Annotated in this window: 28 protein-coding genes and 1 pseudogene; 16 read left to right on the plus strand and 13 right to left on the minus strand. The window is 71.2% G+C overall.

What is annotated here, in order from left to right:
* The first annotated feature begins 5 nt into the window (after positions 1–5).
* Together BLT82_RS24820 and BLT82_RS24825 are read left to right on the plus strand one after the other, a co-directional pair.
* Complete coding sequence (locus tag BLT82_RS24820) at positions 6–371, plus strand: rhodanese-like domain-containing protein (protein WP_093658563.1); 366 nt, start codon at positions 6–8, stop codon at positions 369–371.
* The gene (locus tag BLT82_RS24825) at positions 368–1,111 is read left to right on the plus strand and encodes a sulfite exporter TauE/SafE family protein (protein ID WP_093658565.1); all 744 of its coding nucleotides are present in this window, start codon (positions 368–370) and stop codon (positions 1,109–1,111) included. Before BLT82_RS24820 ends, BLT82_RS24825 begins: the two co-directional genes overlap by 4 nt.
* Before the next feature lie 20 nt (positions 1,112–1,131).
* Here the strand turns inward: BLT82_RS24825 and BLT82_RS24830 are convergent, their stop codons facing one another.
* Complete coding sequence (locus tag BLT82_RS24830; protein WP_093658567.1) at positions 1,132–1,419, minus strand: metal-sensitive transcriptional regulator; 288 nt, start codon at positions 1,417–1,419, stop codon at positions 1,132–1,134.
* Between the two features lie 80 nt (positions 1,420–1,499).
* On the opposite strand from BLT82_RS24830, the gene BLT82_RS24835 reads away from it, so the two are divergent.
* A complete protein-coding gene (locus tag BLT82_RS24835) occupies positions 1,500–2,072 on the plus strand; it encodes a rhodanese-like domain-containing protein (protein WP_093658569.1) in 573 nt (190 codons plus the stop codon).
* A gap of 209 nt (positions 2,073–2,281) precedes the next feature.
* Here BLT82_RS24835 and BLT82_RS24840 read toward each other — a convergent pair.
* The 3 genes and pseudogenes from BLT82_RS24840 to BLT82_RS24850 form a co-directional block, all read right to left on the minus strand.
* A pseudogene (locus tag BLT82_RS24840) lies at positions 2,282–2,446 on the minus strand (thioredoxin family protein); the annotation flags it as partial.
* A gap of 24 nt (positions 2,447–2,470) precedes the next feature.
* Complete coding sequence (trxB, locus tag BLT82_RS24845; RefSeq protein ID WP_093658573.1) at positions 2,471–3,463, minus strand: thioredoxin-disulfide reductase; 993 nt, start codon at positions 3,461–3,463, stop codon at positions 2,471–2,473.
* Positions 3,460–3,873: an arsenate reductase ArsC gene (locus BLT82_RS24850; RefSeq protein WP_093658575.1), complete on the minus strand. Its 414-nt coding sequence runs from the start codon at positions 3,871–3,873 to the stop codon at positions 3,460–3,462. The genes trxB and BLT82_RS24850 overlap by 4 nt, the downstream gene beginning before the upstream one ends.
* Positions 3,874–3,990: 117 nt before the next feature.
* Between BLT82_RS24850 and BLT82_RS24855 the strand changes: the two genes are divergently transcribed.
* The 3 genes from BLT82_RS24855 to BLT82_RS24865 are packed head-to-tail and all read left to right on the plus strand — an operon-like array spanning position 3,991 to position 6,193.
* Complete coding sequence (locus BLT82_RS24855) at positions 3,991–4,305, plus strand: ArsR/SmtB family transcription factor (RefSeq protein WP_093658577.1); 315 nt, start codon at positions 3,991–3,993, stop codon at positions 4,303–4,305.
* Positions 4,306–4,346: 41 nt separating this feature from the next.
* A complete protein-coding gene (locus BLT82_RS24860) occupies positions 4,347–5,141 on the plus strand; it encodes an aquaporin (RefSeq protein ID WP_093658579.1) in 795 nt (264 codons plus the stop codon).
* Positions 5,138–6,193 carry an ArsO family NAD(P)H-dependent flavin-containing monooxygenase gene (locus BLT82_RS24865; RefSeq protein ID WP_093658581.1) on the plus strand — a complete coding sequence of 352 codons (1,056 nt, stop codon included), beginning with the start codon at positions 5,138–5,140 and terminating at the stop codon, positions 6,191–6,193. Before BLT82_RS24860 ends, BLT82_RS24865 begins: the two co-directional genes overlap by 4 nt.
* Before the next feature lie 305 nt (positions 6,194–6,498).
* Here the strand turns inward: BLT82_RS24865 and BLT82_RS24870 are convergent, their stop codons facing one another.
* From BLT82_RS24870 to BLT82_RS38845, 3 genes are all read right to left on the minus strand, one after another.
* Complete coding sequence (locus tag BLT82_RS24870; RefSeq protein ID WP_208868030.1) at positions 6,499–7,002, minus strand: GNAT family N-acetyltransferase; 504 nt, start codon at positions 7,000–7,002, stop codon at positions 6,499–6,501.
* A gap of 35 nt (positions 7,003–7,037) precedes the next feature.
* Positions 7,038–7,412: an ArsR/SmtB family transcription factor gene (locus tag BLT82_RS24875; RefSeq protein ID WP_093658585.1), complete on the minus strand. Its 375-nt coding sequence runs from the start codon at positions 7,410–7,412 to the stop codon at positions 7,038–7,040.
* A gap of 213 nt (positions 7,413–7,625) precedes the next feature.
* Complete coding sequence (locus tag BLT82_RS38845) at positions 7,626–7,883, minus strand: FAD-dependent oxidoreductase (protein WP_404205165.1); 258 nt, start codon at positions 7,881–7,883, stop codon at positions 7,626–7,628.
* A 50-nt stretch (positions 7,884–7,933) separates the two neighbouring features.
* Here BLT82_RS38845 and BLT82_RS24885 point away from each other — a divergent pair, with 50 nt between their 5' ends.
* From BLT82_RS24885 to BLT82_RS24895, 3 genes are all read left to right on the plus strand, one after another.
* A complete protein-coding gene (locus tag BLT82_RS24885; protein ID WP_093658587.1) occupies positions 7,934–9,295 on the plus strand; it encodes an NAD(P)-binding domain-containing protein in 1,362 nt (453 codons plus the stop codon).
* Positions 9,296–9,326: 31 nt separating this feature from the next.
* On the plus strand, positions 9,327–9,794 hold the full coding sequence (locus tag BLT82_RS24890; RefSeq protein ID WP_093658589.1) for an ArsI/CadI family heavy metal resistance metalloenzyme: 468 nt from the start codon (positions 9,327–9,329) through the stop codon (positions 9,792–9,794).
* A 360-nt stretch (positions 9,795–10,154) separates the two neighbouring features.
* Positions 10,155–11,042 (plus strand): universal stress protein, encoded by an 888-nt coding sequence (locus tag BLT82_RS24895; RefSeq protein ID WP_093658591.1) that lies wholly within the window; start codon positions 10,155–10,157, stop codon positions 11,040–11,042.
* Between the two features lie 363 nt (positions 11,043–11,405).
* Here BLT82_RS24895 and BLT82_RS24905 read toward each other — a convergent pair whose 3' ends face one another.
* The gene (locus BLT82_RS24905) at positions 11,406–12,038 is read right to left on the minus strand and encodes an Rv1733c family protein (RefSeq protein WP_143041528.1); all 633 of its coding nucleotides are present in this window, start codon (positions 12,036–12,038) and stop codon (positions 11,406–11,408) included.
* 304 nt (positions 12,039–12,342) lie between these two features.
* Here BLT82_RS24905 and BLT82_RS24910 point away from each other — a divergent pair, with 304 nt between their 5' ends.
* Positions 12,343–13,074: a CBS domain-containing protein gene (locus tag BLT82_RS24910; RefSeq protein ID WP_093658597.1), complete on the plus strand. Its 732-nt coding sequence runs from the start codon at positions 12,343–12,345 to the stop codon at positions 13,072–13,074.
* Positions 13,075–13,185: 111 nt separating this feature from the next.
* Here BLT82_RS24910 and BLT82_RS24915 read toward each other — a convergent pair whose 3' ends face one another.
* Positions 13,186–13,833, minus strand: coding sequence for a CBS domain-containing protein (locus BLT82_RS24915; protein ID WP_244292126.1), 648 nt, complete (start codon positions 13,831–13,833; stop codon positions 13,186–13,188).
* A 506-nt stretch (positions 13,834–14,339) separates the two neighbouring features.
* Between BLT82_RS24915 and BLT82_RS24925 the strand changes: the two genes are divergently transcribed.
* The 4 genes from BLT82_RS24925 to BLT82_RS24940 all read left to right on the plus strand — a co-directional run bounded on the left by BLT82_RS24925 (position 14,340) and on the right by BLT82_RS24940 (position 19,282).
* Positions 14,340–15,191: a DMT family transporter gene (locus BLT82_RS24925; RefSeq protein ID WP_093658601.1), complete on the plus strand. Its 852-nt coding sequence runs from the start codon at positions 14,340–14,342 to the stop codon at positions 15,189–15,191.
* Positions 15,192–15,397: 206 nt separating this feature from the next.
* The gene (gene ppdK, locus BLT82_RS24930) at positions 15,398–18,178 is read left to right on the plus strand and encodes a pyruvate, phosphate dikinase (protein ID WP_093658603.1); all 2,781 of its coding nucleotides are present in this window, start codon (positions 15,398–15,400) and stop codon (positions 18,176–18,178) included.
* Between the two features lie 151 nt (positions 18,179–18,329).
* Complete coding sequence (locus tag BLT82_RS24935) at positions 18,330–18,677, plus strand: DUF5335 family protein (protein WP_093658605.1); 348 nt, start codon at positions 18,330–18,332, stop codon at positions 18,675–18,677.
* Positions 18,678–18,808: 131 nt separating this feature from the next.
* Entirely contained in the window at positions 18,809–19,282 is a 474-nt protein-coding gene (locus tag BLT82_RS24940) for a universal stress protein (RefSeq protein WP_208868025.1), read from the plus strand.
* A 119-nt stretch (positions 19,283–19,401) separates the two neighbouring features.
* Here the strand turns inward: BLT82_RS24940 and BLT82_RS24945 are convergent, their stop codons facing one another.
* A complete protein-coding gene (locus tag BLT82_RS24945) occupies positions 19,402–20,064 on the minus strand; it encodes a CBS domain-containing protein (RefSeq protein WP_093658693.1) in 663 nt (220 codons plus the stop codon).
* A gap of 186 nt (positions 20,065–20,250) precedes the next feature.
* On the opposite strand from BLT82_RS24945, the gene BLT82_RS24950 reads away from it, so the two are divergent.
* Both BLT82_RS24950 and BLT82_RS24955 read left to right on the plus strand, forming a co-directional pair.
* On the plus strand, positions 20,251–20,940 hold the full coding sequence (locus BLT82_RS24950; protein ID WP_093658607.1) for a helix-turn-helix domain-containing protein: 690 nt from the start codon (positions 20,251–20,253) through the stop codon (positions 20,938–20,940).
* Positions 20,941–21,102: 162 nt separating this feature from the next.
* Positions 21,103–21,606 (plus strand): flavodoxin domain-containing protein, encoded by a 504-nt coding sequence (locus tag BLT82_RS24955; protein WP_093658609.1) that lies wholly within the window; start codon positions 21,103–21,105, stop codon positions 21,604–21,606.
* A 116-nt stretch (positions 21,607–21,722) separates the two neighbouring features.
* Here the strand turns inward: BLT82_RS24955 and BLT82_RS37260 are convergent, their stop codons facing one another.
* The 3 genes from BLT82_RS37260 to BLT82_RS24965 form a co-directional block, all read right to left on the minus strand.
* On the minus strand, positions 21,723–21,899 hold the full coding sequence (locus BLT82_RS37260; protein WP_167746078.1) for a hypothetical protein: 177 nt from the start codon (positions 21,897–21,899) through the stop codon (positions 21,723–21,725).
* Between the two features lie 380 nt (positions 21,900–22,279).
* Positions 22,280–23,179 (minus strand): universal stress protein, encoded by a 900-nt coding sequence (locus tag BLT82_RS24960; protein ID WP_244292128.1) that lies wholly within the window; start codon positions 23,177–23,179, stop codon positions 22,280–22,282.
* A gap of 286 nt (positions 23,180–23,465) precedes the next feature.
* The gene (locus BLT82_RS24965; RefSeq protein WP_093658695.1) at positions 23,466–24,842 is read right to left on the minus strand and encodes a nicotinate phosphoribosyltransferase; all 1,377 of its coding nucleotides are present in this window, start codon (positions 24,840–24,842) and stop codon (positions 23,466–23,468) included.
* Positions 24,843–24,952 lie beyond the last annotated feature (110 nt).

Here is a 24,952-nt window from a genome sequence, read left to right on the forward strand (position 1 = left end):
GTGCGATGTTCCACTTCCGCCGGAACGCGTCCCGGATCACGGTGGACCAGGCCCGGAGCCGTACGAGGGGCAAGGAGCCCGTCGCCGTGCTGCTGGACGTTCGCGAGCAGGCCGAATGGAACGCCGGCCACGCTCCGGAAGCCGTCCACGTCCCGCTGACGAGGCTCCTCGCCGGCGGCGGGCCGCCGCCTGAAGCGGAGGGCAGGCCGCTGGTGGTGATCTGCCGCAGCGGGAACCGTTCGCAGCAGGCGGCGCAACTCCTCAACGAACGCGGAGCACACGCCGTGGACGTCGAAGGAGGCATGAACGCGTGGGCCGACGCCGGCCACCCGGTCGTCGACGGGCGCGGGAACAGCGGCCGGATAGCGTGACGCCGCTCGTTCTCGCCCTCGTCGCCGGCGCCGTCATCGGCCTCTCCCTCGGGGCTCTCGGCGGCGGCGGCAGCGTTCTCGCCGTCCCCGCACTGATCTACCTGCTGGACTTCACACCGGCAGCGGCCACCACGGCCGGCCTGATCATCGTCACCGCCACCTCGGCCACCGCCCTGTACGCTCACGCGCGCGACGGCAACCTGGCCTGGCGGACCGGGGCGCTGTTCGCCGCAGCAGGCATCGCCCCCGCCTTCCTCGCCGGGGCGGGCGCCGGACACCTCCCCGAACCCATCCTGACCGCGGCCTTCGCCGCCGTCGCCGCCCTCGCGGCACTGCGCATGCTCCGCCCCTCCCCCGCCGCCCTGCCGGCGCGGATCCGCCCCGCCAAGGCGGCCGGCGCGGGGGCCGGCCTGGGAACCGTCACCGGACTCCTGGGGGTGGGCGGGGGGTTCCTGGCCGTCCCCGCCCTGGTGAATGTCCTCGGGTTGCGGATGAGGCAGGCGGTGGGCACCAGCCTGCTGGTCATCACCGTCAATTCCCTCGCCGCGCTCGTTGCGCGCACCGGAACCGGCGGCGATCTGCGGTGGGAGGTGATCGCACCCTTCACCGGGGCCGCGATCCTCGGCGCGTGGGACGGCAAGCGCCTCGCCGCGAAGCTCTCCGGCGACACGATGCAGAAGATCTTCGCCGGCGTCCTGCTCACGGTGGCCGCGTTCATGATCGTCGACGTGATCACATGAGCCCGCACCGGCGAAAGAAGTCAGGCCAGCGACAGGAAGAGCTTCTCGAGACGGCCGCGCATCTCGTCACGGTCCTCCTCGGAGCGGCGGCCGTCCTCGATGTCCGTCAGGCACTGCTGCAGACCGGTCGCGATGATCGCGAATCCCGCCCGGTCCAGCGCACGGGACGCGGCGGCCAGCTGAGTGACGACCTCTTCGCAGTCCCGGCCCTCCTCGATCATCCGGATCACTCCGGAGATCTGGCCCTGCGCCCGGCGCAGCCGATTGAGGACCGCCTTCAGTTCGGCTCCCGCCAGATCAAGCTCCACCGCAACTCCTCACGAAATACCCCCAGGGGTAATATAGACCCCTGTCGGGGCACCGTCGACTCCCAAGGATGACACCCACCATGACCACACCCACCGCCCTCGGCATCGACGAGGCCCGCGACCGCCTGCACGAGTTGACCGTCATCGACGTGCGCACACCCGGCGAGTACGCCGGCGGCCACCTGCCAGGGGCTCTCAACGTTCCCCTGGGCCAGATCCGGCAGGCGCTGCCCGACATCCGCCACGCCGCCGCACGCGGTGACGTACTGATCGTCTGCGCTTCCGGAGCCCGCTCCGAGAACGCCTGCAGGATGCTCGCCGACAACCACGTCACGGCCGCCACGCTCTCCGGCGGAACCGCCGCGTGGGCAGCCGGAGGCAACGAACTGCGCCGCGAGAGCACGTCACGCGCCACCTGGGGGATGGAACGACAAGTACGTTTCACCGCAGGCATGCTCGTACTGCTGGGCCTTCTGCTCGGACTGCTCGTTCACCCGGCCTTCCTGCTCGTGTCCGCCGGAGTCGCGGGCGGTCTGGTCTTCTCCGCCCTCACCGATACCTGCGGCATGGCAGCCCTGTTGGCCAGACTTCCCCACAACAGGCCCCGCGCCGCCGACCTCGCCATCACACTGGCCGCGTTGCGCAGCCGCTGACGGCCTTGCCGGGAAGGCGGACCCTGGAAGGCGCCCACCCCCGCCTTCCCCAGGCCGCAGAGGGCTTCCGGGCCCGCCCGTCAGCACCGCGCGACCATGCTCCGGCGGCACCCTCCGACACGCGATGGCGCGCCGCCCTGAAAGAAGCCGGCCTCTGCCCCGGTCACGTCCGGGGCAGAGGCCGGCTTGCGTGAGGGACCGTCCGGGCATCAGCCCAGCACGTCCTCCAGGTCGCGCTCGATGGCCGCCTTCGGCTTGGCACCGACGATGGTCTTGGTGACCTCGCCGCCGACGTAGAGGTTCATCGTCGGGATGGACATCACGCAGTAGGTGGCCGCGGTGGCCGGGTTCTCGTCGATGTCGAGCTCGACGAGCGTCCTTTCCAGGCTGATGCGGGATCAGACGGCGGCCGGGACGTGCTCCGGCCCGGCAGGGCTGGGGTGCGCGAGTGCGGCAAGGTAGCGCTCGGCGTCCAGGGCCGCGGCGCAGCCGGTGCCGGCCGCGGTGACGGCCTGCCGGTAGGTGTGGTCGACCACGTCGCCTGCGGCGAAGACGCCGGGGATGTTCGTGCGGGTGGAGGGGGCCGCGACCTTCAGGTATCCCTCGTCGTCCAGGTCCAGTTGACCCTCGAACAGTTCGGTGCGTGGGTCGTGGCCGATGGCGATGAACAGGCCGGTGGCCGCGAGCCGGCGGGTCCTGCCGGTGAAGGCGTCGCGCAGGGTGAGGCCGGAGAGCATGCCGTTGTCCTCGTGGAGCTCGGCGACCTCCGTGTCGAAGGCGAAGGAGATCCTGTCGTCGGTGAAGGCCCGGTTCTGCATCACCTGCGAGGCGCGCAGGGTCGAGCGGCGGTGGACCACGGTGACCGAGCGGGCGAAGCGGGTGAGGAAGGTGGCCTCCTCCATGGCGGTGTCGCCGCCGCCGACCACGACGATGTCGCGATCGCGGAAGAAGAAGCCGTCGCAGGTCGCACACCAGGACACTCCGCGGCCGGAGAGCGCGTCCTCGTTCGGCAGGCCGAGCTTGCGGTAGCCGGAGCCGGTGGCGACGATCACGGCCCTGGCCCGGTGCACGGTGCCCTCGGTGTCGGTGACTTCCTTGATCGGGCCGGTCAGATCGACGGAGACGATGTCGTCCTCGACGATCTCGGCGCCGAACCTCTCGGCCTGGGCCCGCATGTTCTCCATGAGCACGGGTCCGTCGACGCCCTGGGGGAAGCCGGGGAAGTTCTCGACCTCCGTGGTCGTCGTCAGCGAACCGCCGACGAAGACCGAACCGCCGAAGACCAGGGGCTTCAGCTGCGCGCGTGCGGCGTAGAGCGCCGCGGTGTATCCGGCGGGCCCGGAGCCTATGACGATGACGTCCCGGCTGCGCCCTCCCCCCTGGGCGCTCACGCGGTCTTCTCCGGCGCGAGTTCCTCGATCAGTCCCTCGACGAGCTTCCTGATCTCGTCGCGGATCGGGCGTACGGCCTCCACTCCCTGGCCCGCGGGGTCCTCCAGCGTCCAGTCCAGGTAGCGCTTGCCGGGGAAGACCGGACAGGTGTCGCCGCAGCCCATGGTGATGCAGACGTCGGACTCCCTGACCGCGTCCACGGTGAGGATCTTCGGCGTCTCGGCGGAGATGTCGATGCCGACCTCGCGCATGGCCTCGACCGCGGCCGGGTTGACCTGGTCGGCGGGAGCGGATCCGGCGGAGCGGACCTCGATACGGTCGCCGGCGAGGTGGGACAGCCACCCGGCGGCCATCTGGGAGCGGCCGGCGTTGTGGACGCAGACGAACAGGACGGAGGGCTTCTCGGCCATCGCGGGTCTCTCTCTTGTCTCGCGTACGGTGTCTTGCCACGTCACGCGGGGGCATCAGGCGCAAATGACATCAGCACCTGGTGGCGTCAGCGGCCACTGATGTGAGAGTATCAGCCCATGATGACGTCAGTCGACACTGACCTGATTCGGGTTCTGGCCGACCCGCTCAGGCTCCGGATCGTGACCCTCCTCGCCCGGGAGACGCTCTGCACCAGCCATCTGGTCGAGGAGACCGGCGCCAGGCAGACGAACCTCTCCAACCACCTGAAGGTGCTGCGCGAAGCGGGTGTGGTCGAGACCGAGCCCTGCGGGCGCTTCACCTACTACCGGCTGAAGCCCGAGGTCCTCGACGCGCTGGCCGGCCAGTTCGCCGATCTGGCCAAGATCGCGCACGCCACGGCCGAGGCGAACATCAAGCGTTCCTGCCCCTGATTCACCGCGCACCGCGCGCCCGCACGCATCAAGGAGTTCTGTTGAGCGCCACCGAGGCCGCTTCCGCCCGCCCGGCCGATTCCCCCGTGGCTCCGGTCGCGGACCCGCAGCCCGCGCCGGGCGCCGCGCCGCCCCGTACCCCCCTCGGCGCCCGGGCGGCCGCCGAACTGGTGGGGACCGCGGCCCTTGTGGCCGTCGTCGTCGGCTCAGGCATCCAGGCCACCGAGCTCACCCGGGACGTCGGCCTCCAGCTCCTGGCCAACTCGCTCGCCACGGTCTTCGGGCTCGGTGTGCTGATCGTCCTGCTCGGCCCGGTCTCCGGGGCCCACTTCAACCCCGTCGTCACCCTGGCCGAGTGGTGGACCGCCCGACGCGGCGGCGCCGGCGTCACCACCCGCGAGACGGCGGTGTACGTGCCGGCCCAGATCGCGGGGGCGATCGCGGGCGCGATCCTGGCCGATGCCATGTTCGGCGAGCCCTTGGTGAAGTGGTCCACGCACGAAAGGTCCGCCGGCAACCTGCTGCTCGGCGAGGTCGTGGCAACGGCCGGGCTGATTTTGCTCATCTTCGGCCTGGCGCGCACCGACCGTCTCCGGTTCGCCGCCGTCGCGGTCGCCTCCTACATCGGCGCCGCCTACTGGTTCACCTCCTCCACCTCCTTCGCCAACCCGGCGGTGACCATCGGACGGGCGTTCAGCGACACCTTCGCCGGCATCTCCCCCGCGTCCGTCCCCGGGTTCATCGGGGCCCAACTCGCCGGTGCCGTCGTGGGCCTGGCCCTGGTGGCGCTCATCTTCATGCCCGGCCGCTCCGCCGAGACGCAGCCGGCCGCATGACCCGGCAGACGCAGGTGGTGGTGATCGGTGGCGGCCAGTCCGGCCTCGCCGCCGGCTACCACCTGCGCCGCCTCGGCATCGACTTCACCATCCTCGACACGCAGGCCACGCCGGGCGGCGCGTGGCAGCACGTCTGGGACTCGCTCCGTCTGTTCTCCCCAGCGGCCTTCTCCTCGCTCCCCGGCCGGCTCATGCCACCCCAGCCCGGCGAGCCGTACCCGGACGCCCAGCACGTGGTGGACTACCTCGCCGACTACGAGAAGCGCTACGAACTGCCGGTGCAACACGGGGTCCAGGTCCAGAACGTCCGCCGCGACGGCCATCTCCTGCTCGTCGACACCGACTCCGGCTCCTGGCGGGCCCGTGCCGTGATCAGCGCGACCGGTACCTGGTCGCGGCCTCTTCTGCCGGCGGTACCCGGCCGTGCTTCCTTCCGGGGCGAGCAGGTGCACACGGTGGACTACCGCCGCCCACAGGATTTCGCCGGGCGGCGCGTCATCGTCGTCGGCGGCGGCAACTCGGGCGCCCAGATCGCGGCCGACCTCGCCGGCCACGCCGACCTCACCTGGGTCACCCTGCGCCCACCGCGTTTCCTTCCCGACGACGTCGACGGCCGTGTCCTGTTCGACGTCGCCACCGCGCGCCGCAAAGCCCTCGACGCGGGCCGCACCGACACCGGCGGCGTCGCGTCACTGGGCGACGTCGTCGCAGTCCCGCCCGTCCGCAGTGCCCGGGACCACGGACTGCTCAAGGCCACACCCATGTTCACCCGTCTGACGGCGGACGGCGTCCAGTGGGCCGACGGCACCCGGGCCGCGGCGGACACCGTCATCTGGTGCACCGGCTTCAGGCCCGCTCTGTCCCATCTCGCCCCGCTCGGGCTCAGGGGCGCACGCGGCCACATCACCATGTCCGGAACCCGCGCCGCCGACGAGCCGCGTCTCCACCTCCTCGGCTACGGAGACTGGACCGGCCCCGCCTCCGCCACCCTCATCGGGGTCGGCAGGCCCGCACGGGACGCCGCACGCGAGATCGCCGCGCTGGTGACCTGAAGCGTCGCGACAAGCGGATGTCGGCTGCGGCCCGGACTGAAGGGCGCACCCGGAGCCGAGTCAGGACAGGTTCTGGACGACCTGACGTACTCGCCCCGCCAGGTTCTCGGGCACAGGGGCGTGAGGGCGGCCGGGGGTCTCAGAATTCGTTGCCCGTGCACGGACCATCTCGTAGGCGACCAGCACGCTCGGGCACGCCCCTTCGGCCCTGGTGGCGTCGTCGAACTCCAGGGTCAGGCCCTGCCTTGCCGACGACGTCGGCCGTGGTGATGCCGGCTGATGCTGTGGTGCGGGTGGCGTTGCCGTCAGATGACGTGCGGGCTGCGGCGTTCCAGCAGTACGACGTCGCGCCAGACGCCGTGGTGGAGGCCGATGCGTTCACGGAGACCGATGACGCGGAACCCGGCACGTTTGTGCAGGGCGAGACTGGCGGTGTTCTCCGGGAAGATCCCGGACTGGATGGTCCAGATGCCTGCGGCTTCCGTCGAATCGACGAGGGCTTTGAGGAGCGAGGCGGCAATGCCCCGGCCCCGGGCACCGGGGTGGACGTAGACGGAGTGCTCGACGACTCCGGCGTACGCGCACCGGTCGGACACCTGGGTGGCCGCGACCCAGCCGAGTACCGCACCGTTCGCATCGGCGGCGACGAAGCGGTGACCCGGCAGTTTCGCGGCGTCGAACGCCGGCCAGTCAGGGGCCGTCGTCTCGAACGTGGCATTGCCCTCGGCGATACCGGCCCGGTAGATCGCCAGGACCTCATCGGCATGATCGGGGGTCAGCGGCACGATCACCGGACCGGCTCCGGTGATCGTGCCGGACACGGTCCGGCCCGTCCTCGACGCGTTCACGCTGCTGCGGCGGTGGTGGTGAGGAGCTTGCCCATCGCGGCGAGCACCGACGGCTCGACGCGGTAGTAGACCCAGGTGCCGCGCCGCTCCGAGCTCAGGAGCCCGGCTTCCTTGAGCTTCTTCAGGTGGTGGGAAACGGTCGGCTGGGAGACGCCGACGTCGGAGATGTCGCACACGCACGCCTCCCCGCCCTCGTGTGAGGCGACCGAGGAGAACAGCCTCAACCGGACCGGGTCGCCGAGCGCCTTGAACATCCGCGCCGCCGTCTCGGCCTCCTCGGCCGTCATCGGCCGCTCGGTCAGCGGCGGGCAGCACGGCGCCACGCCCTGGTCGGCGGGCTCGAGCAGCGGCAGCACCTTCGCATTCGACATACGTCTATGTTGACATACGTCGAACTAAACGCCCAGGGGCTGCCGCCGTCCTGCCACCGGGAGCGGTGCGTGGCGAAGTGGCGTGCGATCCGACGGGCGTCCCGCCCCACGCCTCGCAGGGAGGCGGAGGACAGGCTGCGCTGCCGTTCCAGGCCGACGCAGGCGAGGCGGAGGTGGCCGGCCGGCTCGTCCCGGTGCGGGTGACGCTCGGGATCAGGACCGAAGGGCATTCCAGGCAGAGAGCTGCATCTCGCCGGGGAGAAGAGGGTGAGGCCGTCGTAGTAGTGCGGCCAGGAGCCTGCCGGCTTCCTCGGACGCTTCCAGCACGACCGGCTTCAGCCCTCTTTCGCACAGGGCGTATGCGGCGGCCAGGCCGGACTGCCCGCCGCCGATCACCGCGACTTCGACGTGCTCCATGAAACCCCAGATTCGACAAATGTCTATGTTGACGTTCATCGAATCAGATGCCATGCTGACAGGACAAGTCATCGACGGATGTCGAAACAGAATGGGGAGTCATCGTGAACCCACCCACCGCCACCCTGCCCGTCGTGGTGATCGGAGCCGGCCCGATCGGTCTGGCCGCCGCTGCCCACCTCGTCGAACGCGGTCTGGAGCCGCTGGTCCTGGAGGCCGGAGTTGGTGCGGGCAGCGCGGTGCGGGAGTGGAGCCACGTACGACTGTTCTCCACCTGGGCCGAGGTCGTGGACCCTGCTGCCGAGAAGCTCCTGGCCCCCACGGGCTGGGTGAAGCCGGACGGTGCCACCTACCCGACCGGCGGCGACTGGGCTCAGCGCTACCTCCAGCCCTTGGCCGATGTCCTCGGTGACAAGGTCCGGTTCGGCGCTCGTGTCACCGGTGTCTCCCGGCTCGGGCGTGACCGCGTGGTGGACGCCGACCGCGAACGGCAGCCCTTCACCGTCCGCCTCGTCCACGCCGACGGCGCCGAGGAGCGGATCACCGCCCGCGCCGTCATCGACGCCTCCGGCACCTGGGCGAGCCCCGGCCCCCTCGGCGCAGACGGCCTGCCGGCCCTCGGCGAGCGGGCAGCCGCCGACCGCATCTCCTACCGCGTACCCGACCTGCGCGACGACGCCGTACGCGCCCGGTACGCGGGCAGGCGCACCGCCGTCATCGGCTCCGGTGCCTCGGCCTTCACCGCCCTCGCCCAACTCGCCGACCTCGCCGCGGACGCACCGGGCACACACGCGGCGTGGATCCTGCGGCGCGGCATCTCCGGCTCCACCTTCGGCGGCGGCGAGGCCGACCAGCTCCCCGCCCGCGGCGCACTGGGCTTGGCGGCGAAGGCCGCCGTCGACGACGGATACGCCGATGCCGTCACCGGCTTCCGGACCGACGCGATCGAGCGGGACGCCGACGGACGGCTGGTGCTCGTCGCCGAGGACGGCCGCCGACTCGACCCGGTCGACGAGGTGATCGCCCTCACCGGCTTCCGCCCCGACCTCACCTTTCTGACCGAGCTGCGTCTCGGGCTCGACGAGCGCCTCCAGGCGCCGGTCGAACTCGCACCGCTGATCGACCCGAACGTCCACTCCTGCGGAACCGTCTACCCGCACGGAGTGGGAGAGCTGTCGCACCCGGAGAAGGGCGTCCACCTCGTCGGCATGAAGTCCTACGGCCGCGCCCCGACGTTCCTCGCCATGACCGGCTACGAACAGGTCCGCTCCATCGCCGCCGCCCTCGCAGGCGACCACGCGGCCGCCACCCGCGTCGAGCTCACCCTCCCCGAGACCGGAGTCTGCGGCGGAGCCGGCCTGTTCGACGAGCCCGAAGCCGCCCAGGCCGACGGCGGAGGCTGCTGCGCCACGCCCGGCACACTCCAGATCGGTGTGGGCGCCCCTGCGGCGTCGGGCGGCTGCTGACCACCCACCAACTCAAGCAGGAGGCCCCGTCATGTCCCGTCTACAGCTTGCCCTCCGCGTCCCCGACCTTGCCGCGTCGGTCGCCTTCTACACCAAGCTCTTCGCCACCGAGCCCGCCAAACTCCGCGACGGCTACGCCAACTTCGCCATCGCCGAGCCCCCGCTGAAACTCGTCCTCATCGAGGGAACGCCGCAGGAGGCGACCCGCATGGACCACCTCGGCGTCGAGGTCGACAGCACCGAGGCCGTTCACGCCGCCGCCACCCGGCTCGGCGAAGCGGGTCTGGCCACCGAGGAGGAGAACGACACCACCTGTTGCTACGCCCTGCAGGACAAGGTCTGGGTCCGCGGGCCCGGCGGGGAGCCGTGGGAGGTCTACGTCGTCAAGGCCGACGCCGGCACCCTGACCAAGCAGCAGGGCAGCACCTGCTGCTCCCCGCCCGCGGCTGCGCAGGACGGCGCGGCCGAACCGGTCGGCACCGCCGGCGGCTGCTGCTGACCCGGCGATGACGACCTCTCCGTCGGCGAGGCCGCGACCGGATCGGGGGACCGGTCGCGGCCTCGCTCCGCCCTGCCGGCTCTCTGCGCCACACTCTCCGTCGCCTCCGTACCGGCGGCCCGGCCTCCAGGCCGTCGCGCAGTCCGTACAGCAGGGGCGGACTGCCGCGTACGTGCCGACCGCGCAGTGATACGAGCTCCGATCGGCCCTGCCGCACGCCCGTCCGGCGGCACGGTGCCGCGCACCGGTTGCCGGTGCATGACCGTTCTCGTGTGATGGAGGCACAGCCTTTCTCCCTGTTCGTCAAGACCTGGGCGGCAGGGCACTCACGTCTGCCGAGTGGCCGGAAGAGGAGGCGACGTGCATGATCAGCACGCGACCCGATCGGTGGTAGTCGGTGTGGTCGAGGCCGAGGGTCAGGAACAGGTGGCTCTTCGCGCGGCACACGAGGCCACCCGAGCCGGTACGGGGCTGCGCATCATGCACGCAGTCGAGTGGCCGTCACCGCCGGACGCGGCCGAAGCACATACAGCAGGCGGGACGGAGCGGGCGGAGCGGACGATCACCCACTTGTCCGAAGCGGTCCACCGGCAGTTCCCAGACCTGGCAGTCGAGCAGGAACTCGTCTCCGGTTCACCGGCGTCGGCGCTCATCCATCAGTCGGCCGAAGCAGCTCTGATCGTGGTCGGTCATCGAGGAACGGGTGGCTTCGCCCGGCTGCCACTCGGCTCCGTGAGTCTGCAGGTTGCCACTCATTCCCGCTGCCCGGTCCTCGTCCTCCGACCCACGCGCGGCACCGAGCCGAGCGACAACCGGGTGGTGGTCGGCGTCGACGTCGACGACATCCAGCCGCACGTGATGGAGTTCGCCCTGCGTGCTGCCGACTCCCCCGGTGCCTGGCTCGAAGTCGTCCACGCCTCCACACGGCCCGAACTCCTCAGCACCGGCCCCACCGGCCCCCTCCTCGTCGGCCATGAAACACGACCGATCGCCGCGAAGGAGCTGCTCGAGGAGAGGCTCGGCCCGTACCGGTCCCGCCATCCCGACGTGGACATCCGTACGCGTGTCGAGCGGGGTCGGCCCACGAACCTGCTGGTGGAGTCCTCACGCCACGCGAAGGTTCTGGTGGTGGGCACGCATGGTCGCACCGGCCTCCGGAGACTGATGCTCGGCTCGGTGAGCGGTGAGGTGCTGCACACCGCGGAGTGCCCAGTCGTCGTGGTGCCCCCTCCGGTCGGGGAGAAGTGACGCCCCCGGGTGTCAGTGGACGTCGATCACGATCTTGCCTTGCGCGGTGCCGCTCTCCACGGCCGCGTGGGCACCCGCGACATCGGCGAGCGCGAAGCGCCTGGGCCGAGCGGCGGTGTGAGTTCCCCGGCGTCGGCGAGTGCCGCCGACTCACGCATGATTCCTCCGTGGTGCTCCCGCCCGCGCCCGGTCAGCAGGGGCAGGAGGGTGAACACGCCGGAGCGGCGGACGGCTCGAGCACTCGCGCACCCCTGACCCACGCTGCCACGCGTCGCAGTCCGGCTACGACGTGCCCGGGCGTCGCGGAGCCGCAGGCCGCCCGGCACCGGTGGTGCGGTGCGGCATCCGCTCCGCGCCCTTCGTTCACTCTCCCGGGCGGCCGGACCAGCGTGGTTCGACGGCCGCCCACTCGGCCTCCCACGCCTCCAGAGTCCTGCCCTCGAGCCGACGGTCCCGGAAGCCGGTCACGGCCGCGGCGGCACCGGCGAGCACGGTGAACACCGACACGCCAGCGAGTGCGGAGGCCATGGCCATGTCGGCGTCGGTAGAGGGCTTCGGGACAAGACGCCCGTGCTCGTCGACCCAGATCCGGACCACGCTTCCGGCCGCGGTGCCCAGCGGCACCTCGACGACGCCTCTGTGCGCGCCGCTCCCCGGTCGGCTCCAGGTCGCCTCGGCCAGTGCCGCATCCGGCACTCCGGAGCGGGTGTCACTCGCGCTCGCCACCGCCTCGGTCACCGTGGTCGCCCTGACCTGTTGCCGCTCTTCATCGAGCACGCGGCGGTGCTCGCTGGTCCACGTGGCCCAGGTGGCCGCCACCGCCAGCATCAGCGCCATGAGAACGGCGAGGGCCCCTTCCACCATCAGGCGGCTGTGCGCCCGGTCCGCAGGGCGGACCAACGGCCTCGCGTCCCTGCCTGCCGCGCGGACCAGGTGCCTCCACAGACTGTGCCCAGCCACGCCGTGCGGCCTGGGCGCGGAGAGTTCGTTCGTCATGACGGGCCTCCCGTCGTGGACCGCCCGGTGCACCAGCAGGCGATGCCCTCCGGCACCATGTCGCTCTCCCTCCACCCTCGGTGTTGTGCTCCCGTGCTCGTAGGGGGCGACCTTCCCTCCGCAGTGGGCCGGTCGGCCCAGGGTGAAAGGGCCTCGGCAGGCAGCACGCCCGTCTCCCGCCCCCGCGGCGGGCCTCTCGGCCCTTGGCACGGCCCCATCAGCCCTATCCGATATGGGGGTCGTCGGCTGACGCTGGGGGTGCCGGGGCACGGGGCGCTCCGGACGACACCGAAGGGAGCCCGTGATGAGGCACAGCAAGATCGCCGGTCTCATGGTGCGGAACGTGGTCGCGGTGCCGCCCGAGTCGTCCTTCAAGCAGATCGCCGGACTGCTCGATGAGCACCGGATCAGCGGCGTTCCGGTCGTGGATCCCGAGCGCCGGGTGATCGGGGTGGTCTCCGAGACCGACCTGGTCCTGCGACGGCCGGTTCCCGCACCGGAGTGGGAGGCCGCCGCGGGTGCGAAGACGGAACTCGTCGCGGGCTCCCCGGACCGCGACGGCCCCGCGCCGACCGCGGCGGACCTGATGTCCTCGCCCGCCGTGACCGTCGACGTCGAGGAAACCGTGGCGGGGGCGGCACGCACCATGGCCGGCCATCGCGTGGAACGCCTGCCCGTGGTCGACCGGGAGCGACGTCTGGTCGGCATGGTGACCCGGCGCGACCTCCTGCAGGTTTTCCTCCGACCCGACGCGGAGATCCGGAAGGAGATCGTCGAGGAGCTCTTCGAGAACACGTTGTGGCTGCCGCCGGGAAAACTGGCGGTCCATGTGGTGGAGGGAGTGGTGACCCTCGAGGGCGAGCTGGAGCGGCTCGGCGACGTTCTGGTCGCCGTCCAGCTGGTCCGACAGACGGACGGAGTGATTGCCGTCGTCGACCGGTTGCGTTACGTCTTCGACGACACGCCTGTGGGCCGCGCGACCGGGCCGGCAGGAGAAGCCCGGCGCAGGAAGGCGGTCGGGGAGCGCTCCCCGTAGGGGCGCCTGAGGTACCCGGCGGCGTCGGTCGTCGGGACTGGGGTTGCTCGCCTTCGCGGGACTGCGGTTGCGCGACGGGCGTCGGGGCGCGGCCGAGGTGCAAAGGCGTCCTCAGACAGCCGTCAGGTGATCGACAACCGCGGTGACGTCGGCAATGCCTTCGATCCGGTCGAGCAGCCGCCGAGCGTCGGCCCGCTCCATCCGCCCCCACACGTCCACCGTCCCGTTGCGAACGACGATCTCGATCGCCGGCCTGGTGCCGGGAAACTCCTCAGTGAGAATCCTGGATTCGATCTCCTCACGGATCCCCTCGTCGTCCCGCACGAGAGCCGCAAGAAGAGTGTTCCTGCGCACGACACCGACGAGGTGCCCCTCCTGGTCCGTGACGGGCACTCTCTTCAGCCGGGAGAGCGCTGCCAGCCACGCCGCCTCGGCGACGGTGGACTCCGGGAACACCGTGATGGCAGGAGCGGTCATCAGGTCCTCCGCCGTATACGCCCGGGCACTCTCGTTCAGGCGCCGGCGAGCGAGCGCACCCGGCACGCCGGGCCGATGGCCGGTCGCCTCGACCGCCGCCTTGGCCAGCAGGTCCGATTCCGACACCACACCCATCACCCGGCCCTCCGGGTCCGTCACGGGCAGGGACCCCACTCCCGCATCGGTGAGGGTCCGGGCAATGGCCATGAAGGCGGAGTCCCCCGAGACCGATGCGGCAGAGGCGTCCATCACGTCTTCGACCAGCAGCGGCTCGGCTTCCACATCGGATGCCGAGGATGCCCGGTGGCCTGTCCGCGAGGGCCGGGCCGGTGCTCCGCGGCCGGTCGGTCTCCGGGGCTCCCGCTGATGCGTGGACGCCGCCGCCATGGCACCGATGTACCGGAGCAGCAAGTCCTCCCGCAGGGGTTCGTCGGTTCGGCTCGCCCTTCCCGGCACCGCACGACGCGCTTCGGCACCGGCGGCAGAACCCTCACGCTCATGCACGGTCTGCCTCCTCATCCGGACGTGCTCCCCGCTTTCCCATTCTTGACTCTCGCGAGGCGTGGCGTCCCGGGGCCGGTCAGCCCTTCCGGGGGCCGACCGGACTTGGCCGTCGCCGCTCCCGGCAGGGTGGCCGGCACCGCGACGACGAGCACGATCACGAGGGCGGTGCGGCATGCTGCCGTCGGACCGGGTCCGTCCGACGACGGACCGTACTCCGGGGCCTCCTCGGCCGTCATGGGCGTGTCCGCCGCTCCCCCGCACCTCGTCGCCGGAATGCTTGCGCCATGAACACCGCCGTCGCGGTGCCCGCCGCTCTGCTCTCCGCCCTCAGTTTCGGCGTCGGATCCGTGCTTCAGCAGCAGGCGGCGAGCGAGGCCCCCACAACGGACTCCCTGCGGCCCCGACTGCTGCTGGAGTTGGCCCGCCGTCCGAAGTGGCTGACCGGCATGGGACTCGTCGTCTCCTCGTACGCCCTGCTCGGCCTCGCCTTGGCCTCGGGCCCTTTGGTGCTGGTCCAGCCGCTCGCGGCCACGGACCTCGTCTTCGCCCTTCCCTTCCTCGCCTGGCGGCGCGGCGTCCCCCTGACGCGTCCGGAGGTCGCGGGAATCATGTGCACGGCGGGTGGTGTGGCGATGTTCCTGACGGTGCTGCCGGCGCCTTCCCACGGGACGGTTCCGGATCTCGTCGACTGGGTGCCCGTGCTCGCCGCCATCGGTGGCGCCGTGATGCTTCTGGCCCCCGTCGGCCTGCGGCGGCGCGGCAGGACGCGGACCGCTCTGTTCGCCGTCTGCGCGGCGCTCCTCTTCGCGTTGCTCGACAGCCTGACCAAGAGCACGGCCGACAGGTTCCAGACGGAGGGCGCGGCCGCGCTCCTCGCGTGGGAGCCGTACTCACTGATCGTCGTCGGCGTGCTGGGCCTGACCCTGTCGCAGAGCGCCTATCAGGCCGGCTCCCTGGCCATCAGCCTGCCGATCATCGACACACTGGAACCGATCGGCGCCGTTCTGATCGGCATCGCCGTCTTCGGCGAACGGCTAGCGCAGACCCCTTCGGCGCTGGCCGTGCAGATGCTGGGAGCGGCAGTGGCCGTGGCGGGCATCCTCCTCCTGGACCGATCGCCGCTGGCTCGTGCCTGAGCACGTCGGACGCCGACCCGTGTCGTGCCTGGCCTCGGAGGGCCGTCGTACGACCCTGGGTCGTTCAGGGACCCCTGGTGCTGCGGGTCCGAACGTCCCCACGCAGGGACGAATGGCCCCTCTCCCTCCGGGTCGTGTCCCGTGGACAGTGGAATCAGGTGGCCCGGTCCGTGCCGGAGTCCGGCCCACCGCGGAAGCAGGCATCCATGACCGACTACGTGTACGACTTCGCTCACGGCGGCCGCGCGATGGCCGACCTCCTCGGGAACAAGGGGGCGAATCTCGCGGAGATGACCCGCCTCGGCCTGCCCGTGCCGAGCGGGTTCACCATCACCACCGAGGCCTGCCGGGTGTTCCTGTCGACGGGTCGGCCGCCGCCCGAACTGGAGCGCCAGGTGGCCGACCATCTCTCGGCCCTCGAGCGTGCCGCAGGAAAGCGACTGGGCCAGGCGGACGACCCGCTGCTCCTCTCGGTCAGGTCCGGGGCCCGGGTATCGATGCCCGGAATGATGGAGACCGTGCTCGACATCGGGCTCAACGACTACTCCGTACTCGGGCTGGCCAAGACGTCCGAGCGCGAACGATTCGCGTGGGACTCCTACCGACGCCTCGTGCAGATGTTCGGCAGCACGGTGATGGGGGTGGACGGTTCCCTCTTCGAGGAGACGCTCACGCGCATCGAGGACCAGCACCACGTCCCCGACGACAGCCGACTGGACGTCTGCGACCTCATCAGGACCGTCGAGTCGTTCAAGGACCTGATCGGCGAACGGACCGGTCGCGACTTCCCCCAGGCACCCGCCGAGCAGCTGCGGCAGGCAGTACTGGCCGTGTTCGCCTCCTGGAACGGGGAGCGCGCAAGGCTGTACCGGCGCCGGGAACGGATCCCGGATGATCTGGGTACTGCGGTCACCGTCCAGACCATGGTCTTCGGCAACCTGGGCCGGGACTCGGGGAGCGGTGTGGCCTTCACCCGGGACCCGGCCACAGGACGCAGGGGAATCTACGGCGACTACCTTCCCAGCGCCCAGGGGGAGGACGTCGTCTCGGGAGTGCGCAACGCAGTGCCCCTCCAAGAGCTCGGCGCACTGGATCCGGCGTCGTTCGGCCAGCTCCAGGAGTACATGGACCGTCTGGAGAGCCACTACCGCGACCTGTGCGACATCGAGTTCACGATCGAACGCGGCAGGCTCTGGATGCTTCAGACACGCGTCGGCAAACGCACCGCCCAGGCGGCCTTCACCATCGCCTCTGACATGGCCGACGAGGGCCTGATCACGAACCGTCAGGCCCTGACACGGGTCAACGGCGAACAGCTCACCCACCTCATGTTCCCGCGCTTCGCCGTCACCGGCGGAGCCGACGTGATCGCCCGGGGTGTCCCCGCTTCACCGGGAGCGGCCGTGGGGGCGGTCGTCTTCGACTCGGCGGAGGCGGTACGCAGGGCGGACGCCGGGGAGAAGGTGGTACTCGTACGGAACGAAACCACCGCCGAGGACCTCTCCGGCATGATCGCCGCCCAGGCCGTGCTCACATCTCACGGGGGGAAGACGAGCCACGCGGCGGTGGTCGCGCGAGGCATGGGCAAGGTGTGCGTGTGCGGGGCGGAGGACATGATCGTGGACGCCCGTGCGCGCTGCCTCGTCGCCGACGGCCTGACCGTCGGCGAGGGCTCGGTCGTCTCCGTCGACGGCACGGAGGGCGTCGTCCGCCTGGGAGCCGTGCCGCTGGTCGAGTCCGACGTCATGCACTACTTCGACAGCGGCGTACCCGCGGACGGAACCGTTCGGGACTCCGTGCGCCATGTGCACCGGCTCATGCTGGAGGCCGACGCGGCGCGGCACCTGGAGGTGCGGGCGAACGCGGACACCCCCCAGGACGCGGCCCGGGCGCGCCGCTTCGGGGCCGAGGGCATCGGGCTGTGCCGCACCGAGCACATGTTCCTCGGGGACCGGCGCCGGTTCGTCGAGGCCATGATCCTGGCGGAGGGTGACGCGGAGAGGAGCGCTGCGCTCGCCGCACTCCTGCCGCTGCAGCGTGCGGACTTCACCGGCATCCTCGAGGCGATGGACGGACTGCCGGTGACCATTCGGCTGCTGGACCCGCCTCTGCACGAATTCCTGCCGGACCGGACCGATCTGGCCGTGCGCGTCGCCCGGAGAGAGGCTTCCGGAGCTCCGCCGGATGCGCGCGACACTGCCTTGCTCGCAGCCGTCACCCGCATGCACGAGGAGAACCCGATGCTCGGGCTGAGGGGCGTCCGGCTGGGACTGGTCGTGCCGGGTCTCTTCGCCATGCAGGTGCGTGCGATCGCCGAGGCGGTCGCGGAACGGGAGCGGGCCGGCGGAACGCCACGCGCCGAGATCATGGTTCCGCTCGTGGACGCGGTGGAGGAACTGCGGCTCGTCAGGGACGAGGTGGAACGGGTGGTCGAGGCCGTGTCCACGGAGACCGGTGTGGAAGTCTCCTGCCCGATCGGAACGATGATCGAGCTGCCGAGGGCAGCGCTGACCGCGGGGAGCATTGCCCAGGAGGCGGACTTCTTCTCGTTCGGCACGAACGATCTCACCCAGACGACCTGGGGATTCTCACGCGACGACGTCGAGGCCGCCTTCTTCTCCGCCTACTTGGAGCAGGGCGTGTTCCAGGCGTCCCCGTTCGAGACCATCGACCGCGAGGGGGTGGGCCGACTGGTACGGATCGCGGTCGCCGAGGGCCGCGCGGCCCACCCCGGGTTGGAACTCGGTGTCTGCGGTGAACACGGAGGCGATCCGGCATCGGTGGGCTTCTTCCACGAGGCAGGGCTCGACTACGTTTCCTGCTCGCCGTTCCGCGTACCCGTCGCTCGGCTGGAAGCCGGCAGGGCGGCCGTCGCGAGTTCACCCGCCGCGGCTGGGCATGCCGCAGAGCGCCCGGACCGTCACGCCCAAAGGGCTTCCCGGCCCGGATCCGATCGGCCGGACATGCCCGGCCCCACGGGCGCATGATGGAAAGGGGGCGCGAGAGAGGGCGGGCGGCGAACGCCACTCGCCGGCGACCGGCATGGTCGCGGCAGTCACGAGAGACATGGTGCTCGGCCGGTGCGACTGGCCGAACGCCTTGGCCCAACCGGTATCCGCAGCGAAGAGGAGGCTGACGATGACCCGAACCTCGATCCTCGAGCGCAGTCAGTGGCAGGCGGCTCTCGACGGCGTCACAGCCGACCACGACGGGAAACTCGTCTCCGTCGAACTGCTGGATGCCTCGGTCGGGCACCAGTACGAGGCCGAGCGAATGCCGTTCGCCGACCTCTCGTACGACCCCAAGGACGATGTGGTGATCGTCGCGGTCGGCGGGAAGTCGCCGCGCTATCCGGTGGTACTGCGCCACATGGTGGCCCACCCGAAGGAGATCGACATCGCGACCGAGGAGATTCCGGAGACCGCCGTGCGCGTCGTCGCCCCGGACGACACGGCCACTTTGATCACCTTCTTCCCGGCGGAATAGGGGTTCGCGCCCCGGTTGCGCACCAGCCGCCCATCCGGACGGCCTCACCACGCGTCGGCGCGGCGCCGACCGCCCGTCCCGCGCATCACGCGCATCACGCGCCGGGAGTGGCAGCAGAGAGGTGGCAGGAGATGGACAGGCACGACTCCGGTTCCCGCATCGTGGTGGGTGTCGACGGCTCGCCTTCCTCACATGCGGCGCTGCGCTGGGCCGTTCGGTACGCAGGCCTCGTCGGGGCCTCGGTCGACGCCGTCGCTGCCTGGGACCTGCCGGGCGCGCGCAGTTGGTCGGCCCCGGCCGTGGACACCGCTTTCGACGAAGAGCAGGCCGAGCGCGGCCTGGTGGAGGAAGTACGCGGCGTACTCGGCCAGTCGGGGGCGTCTCAGGTCCATGAGCGCTTGGTGCGCGGCGACCCGGCGGAGGTACTGCTCGACGCAGCCGAGGGAGCCGAGGCACTGGTGGTGGGAAGTCGTGGCCGAGGCGGCTTCCGTCGAGCACTGCTGGGCTCGGTGAGCCATCAGTGCGCCATCCACGCCACGTGCCCTGTCGTGATCGTGCGCCCGGAGACCGATGCGGGGAAGGGAGACGAACCCCGGACGTCGTGACCGGCACATCGTGAACGGCCGGCGAGCGTCCCGGACGCAGCGGGCTCACAACACGGCGGTGGGTACGTCGGCGGGCAACACGGCGGCGGTGGGTACGTCGGCGGGTCGGCCCGCCGAGGTCACGACGGGGCAGCCGCGTCCGTGTTCGGTCCGGGCGGCGCGCTGACTTCGCAGCGGACCACGACGACGCCCTCGACGGCCTGAGCCAGACGGCGGGCGAGGGGCACGAGGCTGCTGTCGCCGACCGCGCCCCCGAGCGTGACGACCCCGTCCCTGACACACACCTCCGGTCCAGAGCCCGCGAAGAGGCGGTCGAGGACATCCCGGACGTCTGCCGCGATGTCGTCGTCCGCGCGGAGGAAGACCTTGAGCAGATCCGCCCGGCTGACGATGCCTTTCAGAAATCCCTGTGCGTCCACGACAGGCAGGCGCTTCACGTGCCGTCGCGCCATGAGGCGGGCGGCGTGAGGCAGCGTCGCGGCGGCCCGGATCGTGACGGGCGGAGCGCTCATGAGGTCTTCGGCCCTCACGGCTTCGGCCCTTGCGGCCGCGTCCGGACTCCGGTCCGTGACGACCTGCTCGGTGCCGCGGAGTTCCTCCTTGCGCAGGAGATCGGCTTCGGAGACGATCCCGACCACCCGGCCTTCGCCGTCGACGACCGGGACGGCGGTCACGTTCCACCGGCCCATGGCCGTCACGATGTCCTTGAACCGCGCATGAAGGGCGACCGCGACGACGGTCTTCGTCATCACGTCTTCGACGCAGTGCGGGGCTGACAACATCACGCATGCCTCACCGGGGAACATGCCGCAACAGGTCGTGCGAGCACCTGGGACGACTTTCGCATGCCCAGGGGCGTCGCGGATGGGCCGACAGGTGCCGCCTCGGGACCGTCCGGCCCAAGCGCCGCACACCACCTGCAGGTCACCGTGGTGGTGCAGGGACCTGACGAGGAGAGGTGGACCACGATGAGCGGCACTTCCGCGCACGGTTCCGCCGCCGAGCCGTCGCGCTCGCACACCGACATAGGCCGCCGGCTCGCCGGCCGGCGCGAACAACTGGGACTCTCCCGGGAGGACGTGGCCGAGCGCAGCGGGGCCGCGGTCACCTACGTCGCGTATCTGGAGGAGCAGCCCGCGGCGCCCGACACGGCCACGCTGCAGCAGATCGCCGCCGCCCTGGAGACGACCGTGGCCGAACTGACGGGCGGGACGGTGGATCAGCCACCGGGGCTGGGCGTCGCGCTCCGGGGTGCAGGACTGGCCGAGCTCGACGAGGCGGAGTGCCGGACTCTGATGTCGGGCCACGGTGTCGGGCGGGTCGGGGTCCTCACGCCCGAAGGGCCCGCGGTGGTACCGGTGAACTACGTGGTCGACGGAGCCGAAATCGCCTTCCGCACCGCACTGGGGAAAGTCCCCGCCTTCGCTGCGGGAAGCGAGGTCGCCTTCGAGGTGGACCGCATCGACGACTCCTTCAGCAAGGGGTGGAGTGTGCTGGCGGTGGGAACCGCTCGCGCCGTAACCGAGGACGACGCGATCCGGCGGCTGACGGAACTCGCCCCGACGGCGCCGTGGGCAGGAGGAGCGCGTGACCTCTGGGTCGAGCTCTCGCCGTCCCGCATCACCGGACGCAGGATCGTCGCGACGGGCGGCGGCTGAGCGGCATGCCCAGGTCGCCCCGGGACGCGGTCCGGGTGCTCAACGCCGGCCACGGCGCCAAGGCCGCTCTCGCCGTGCGCACACCGCCAGGGCTCGGCCGGACAGGCCGCCGGCAGGGCCCTCACGAGGTGTGAGCGGCGTCGGCCAGGAAGGGACTACGGCATGGACACCAAGCGCGTTCTCGTGGCCTACGGCAGCAAGCACGGTGCCACCGCAGGCATAGCGGAAGAGATCGGCGCCACCCTCCGAGCGGACGGCTACGACGCCGCCGTGCTGCCTGCTCGTGACGTGAAGGACGTCGAAGACTACGACGCCGTGGTGCTGGGAGGGTCGCTCTACGCAAACCGCTGGCATCACAGCGCCCGCCGTTGCGCGAGGCGCAACGTGGAGGCGCTCGGCGGCCGACCGGTGTGGCTGTTCAGCAGTGGCCCGGTCGACAGCTCCGCCGAACAGCACGACGTTCCCCCCGTGCGCGGGGTGGCCCGGCAGATGGAACGGCTGCACGCCCGAGAGCACATCACGTTTGGCGGCAGCATCACCGCATCGACGCCCGGTTGGGTCGCTCGGTATCTCGTGCGCCACGGTGAGGGAGGGGACTTCCGCAACCCGGAGCGCATCCAGGCCTGGGCCCACCACATCGGAGCCGAACTCGCCGCGTCCCCGTAGCAATTCCCGGGCCCGCGACGGGCGGCCCGCAGCGGGTCGCGCAGGCAGGTCGCGCAGGCAGGTCGCAGCGGTCCTGCCACCGGACACGATCGTCCTGCGGACGCCGACAACCCGGTTCACCGCAAGTCCGACGGCCCGTGCTCCCGCTCGGTACCGGAGGCGCCCGGGGCGTCACGCATCCGCCGCAGGCGGCGGTCCTGCACGCTTCCGTTGCCGATCAGCCAGCCGACGAAGATCAAGAGGAACAGGGTGGTGCCGACTGCCCCACGCAGCCACGAGGTCACGGCCGTCATCACCACGACGGAAACGCAGAGGAGGACCGAGGAAGACGGTGGCGATGACGCGGTGTCGGATGCGATGCAGCCGCTGCTCGACAACCGGACCGCTCACAAGGCGGCCAATGCGATGTCCCGTATCCGGGTGCGCAGTTGCGCCCGCTGCGCGCTACCCGATTCGAGGTCACCGAGTCCCGAAGCACGCTCGGTTCCACGTTCCGTCCTGCGAGTGCCCCCCTTTGCCGAGTGAAGAGCGTTCTCGTGTGCCCCGTGCCCGGCGCCACGCACCGGTCGGACACCGGCCCCACCGGTGACGTGACCGAGCCGGGGCCGGCTGTCGTCAGTCGAAGGGCAGAGCACCTGCGGTGCTCGCCAGTCCTCGGTCCACGGGATGTCCGTCAGTCGTGGGCTATGACCGCCACCGGAGCGGTGGCGTGGTGCAGCACGGCGTGGGCGACGTGCCCGAGGTGCCCGCCGACCGGAGCCCGCCGGATCCGGCGGCCGACGACGACGAGTTCCGCGTCGGCGGCCTCGTACAGCACCTGCTCGGCGGGCGCGCCGACGAGCACCCTCTCCTGTACCTTGACCGAGGGGTACCGCTCCCGCGACGGCCGCAGCCGCTCGCCGAGAGCAGCGGCGATGCCGTCGGCCACCTCCTGCCGGACACCGGGATCGAGCCCGGGTGCGTAGCTGAACGCGAACGGCAGCGACCACCCGTGCACGGCGCGCACGCCGCAGCCCCGCCGCGCCGCCTCGCCGAAGGCGAAGGCGAGCACCGCGTCGGCGTTCTCATGGATGTCGACCCCGACCACCACATCCCGCCCTGCGTACTCCGGGGAGCCCGGCGCCACCTCGTCCTGCGGGCGCACGACCACGACCGGCGTGTCCGTGAGCCCGATCGTGGCGGTCCCGACGGATCCGATCACGAATCGCTCGACCGCCCCCCGACCGCGCGACCCGAGGACCAGCATCTGGGAGTCGGCGGCCTCGACGGCCAGGACGGCGGCCGCACGCCCGGTCAGGCGTCGCGCGGACACCGCGAGTCCGGCATGCCGTCGGCGCAGGTCGTCCGACACCTCCTCGAGCACCGCGTCCACCTGCCGGCGGAACTCCTCGATATCCGGCCACTCGACGTTCTCCAAGTGATCGACCGGGGGCACGGATGGAATGAGCGGCCACTGCTCCACGTGCACCAGACGCAGAGGCGCTTCCCTCAGCACCGCCTCCCGCGCGGCCCATTCCGCCGCAGCCCGGCTCTCCGGGAACCCGTCCAATCCGACTGTCACAGGGGGAGTCATCTCCGTGGACCTCCTTCCGGCCGCCCGGCGGCCGACGCACCCTCCGTCCGGTCCCGTGCCGGACAGCGTCTCCGAGCGACGGGGAACGGTTGCCGTCCGGCGCGGCACCACTGCCGCCAAGGGCGACCGCAGGATCCCGAAGGGCACCGCGCCGCCGGCTCGCCCGCAACGCCATGGCCGCACCAGGCATGATCGGCTTCTTCCCACCGCGTCGCGGTTGTCCTCCTGACACCACGATGCGGCAGGACGGAGACTGGGGCGAGAGCCGAACGGTCCCGTGCCGGGGTCATGAGGCCCCGTCCTCAGGCGGGCGTCGCCCGCTCCGCGCAAGCGTCCGCCTGACGACCTCCTCGATCTCGTTCCGCGTCCTGACCGTCAGGGCGGCCAGGCGTGGGGAGACCACGGGGCGTGGCGGGGGGTGTGGGCCGCGGATACGGCGTGCTGCTTCCGGCAGGGACGCCAGGTCGGCCTCGAAGCGCGCCCGGGCGGCTGCCAGGTTGTCCGGCGGTCCGGTTCTGCGACCCCCCACCATGACCGATCGCAGCATCGGCTCCCCGCCGTCCGGCGGCTCCTCTCCGTCCAGCCCCACGACGTCCCGGCAGCCCGGTCCGCGGAACACCTGCTTGGGGGCAGGCGCGGTGGCCTTCGCCGAGGACAGCTTCATGACCGGTCGCCCGGCGTACTGGACGAGCTTGTAGGCCGCGTCCAGATACGGCGCGTCGGCCGCGGTACCCACCTTGGTGCCCACCGCGTACACGTCGATCGGCGCGCCGCCGCGCACCAACTCGTCCACGGCGTACTCGTCCAGTCCGCCACTGGCGACGATGCGCACCTCGGCAAGCCCTGCCCAATCGAGAATCCCCCGAGCCCGGTGGGCCAGAGCTCCCAGGTCCCCGCTGTCGAGGCGGACGGCGCACCCTGCTCCTCTTCGGATGTCGGCCAGGACCCGGGCGGCCGTCCTGACACCGAGGTCGGTGTCATAGGTGTCGACGAGGAATGTCACCGGGCCGGAATGTGCCCGGGCGAAGGCTCTGAATGCCTCTTCCTCGCCGGGGAAGGCCTCGACATAGGAATGGGCCATGGTCCCTGATCCCGGTATCCCGAGCTCCGCCGCGGCGGCCACATTGCTGGTACCTGCGAAACCGACCATCGCGGAGACACGGGCGGCCTGGAACCCCGCCTGCGGACCGTGTGTGCGCCGCAGGGAGAAGTCCACGACCGGCCGTCCGGCGGCGGCCATGACGCAACGTGCGGCCTTCGAGGCGACGACGGTCTGATGACAGACCTGTCCCAGCAGATAGGTCTCCACGAACTGGGCCTGCGGCAACGGCGCGGTGACCTCCATCAGCGGCTCTCCGGCGAAGACCAGTCGGCCCTCGGGCACCGCACGGACGTCGCCCCGGAACTCCAGGGCGAGCAGCTCTTGCAGATCCCCCTCGGGACGATGCAGCGTCGCGGCGAAGTCCCGCACGTCCTCCGGTCCCACGTGCAGACGGGAGAGGTAGTCCAGGGAGGGTTCGAGGCCTGCGGCGACGAGAAAGCCCCGCTCAGGTGGCAGGTCCCGTACGAACAGACTGAATGTCGCGGGCTGGTCCATGCCCTCCCGAAGGTAGGACATGGCCATGGTGACCTCGTACAGGTCGGTGGTGGTCGCGTCGGTCACGGCGAGCACCCTCCTCGAAGTGCACTGGTCGGGACGAGCGATCCGGGGCTCCGGACTTTTCGAGCAACGCCCTGCCGCCCGGATCGGTTGCAGCCAGGGGGAACGCGGTT

Origin of the sequence: Streptomyces wuyuanensis, from assembly GCF_900103455.1 — a bacterium.
Lineage (GTDB): Bacteria > Actinomycetota > Actinomycetes > Streptomycetales > Streptomycetaceae > Streptomyces > Streptomyces wuyuanensis.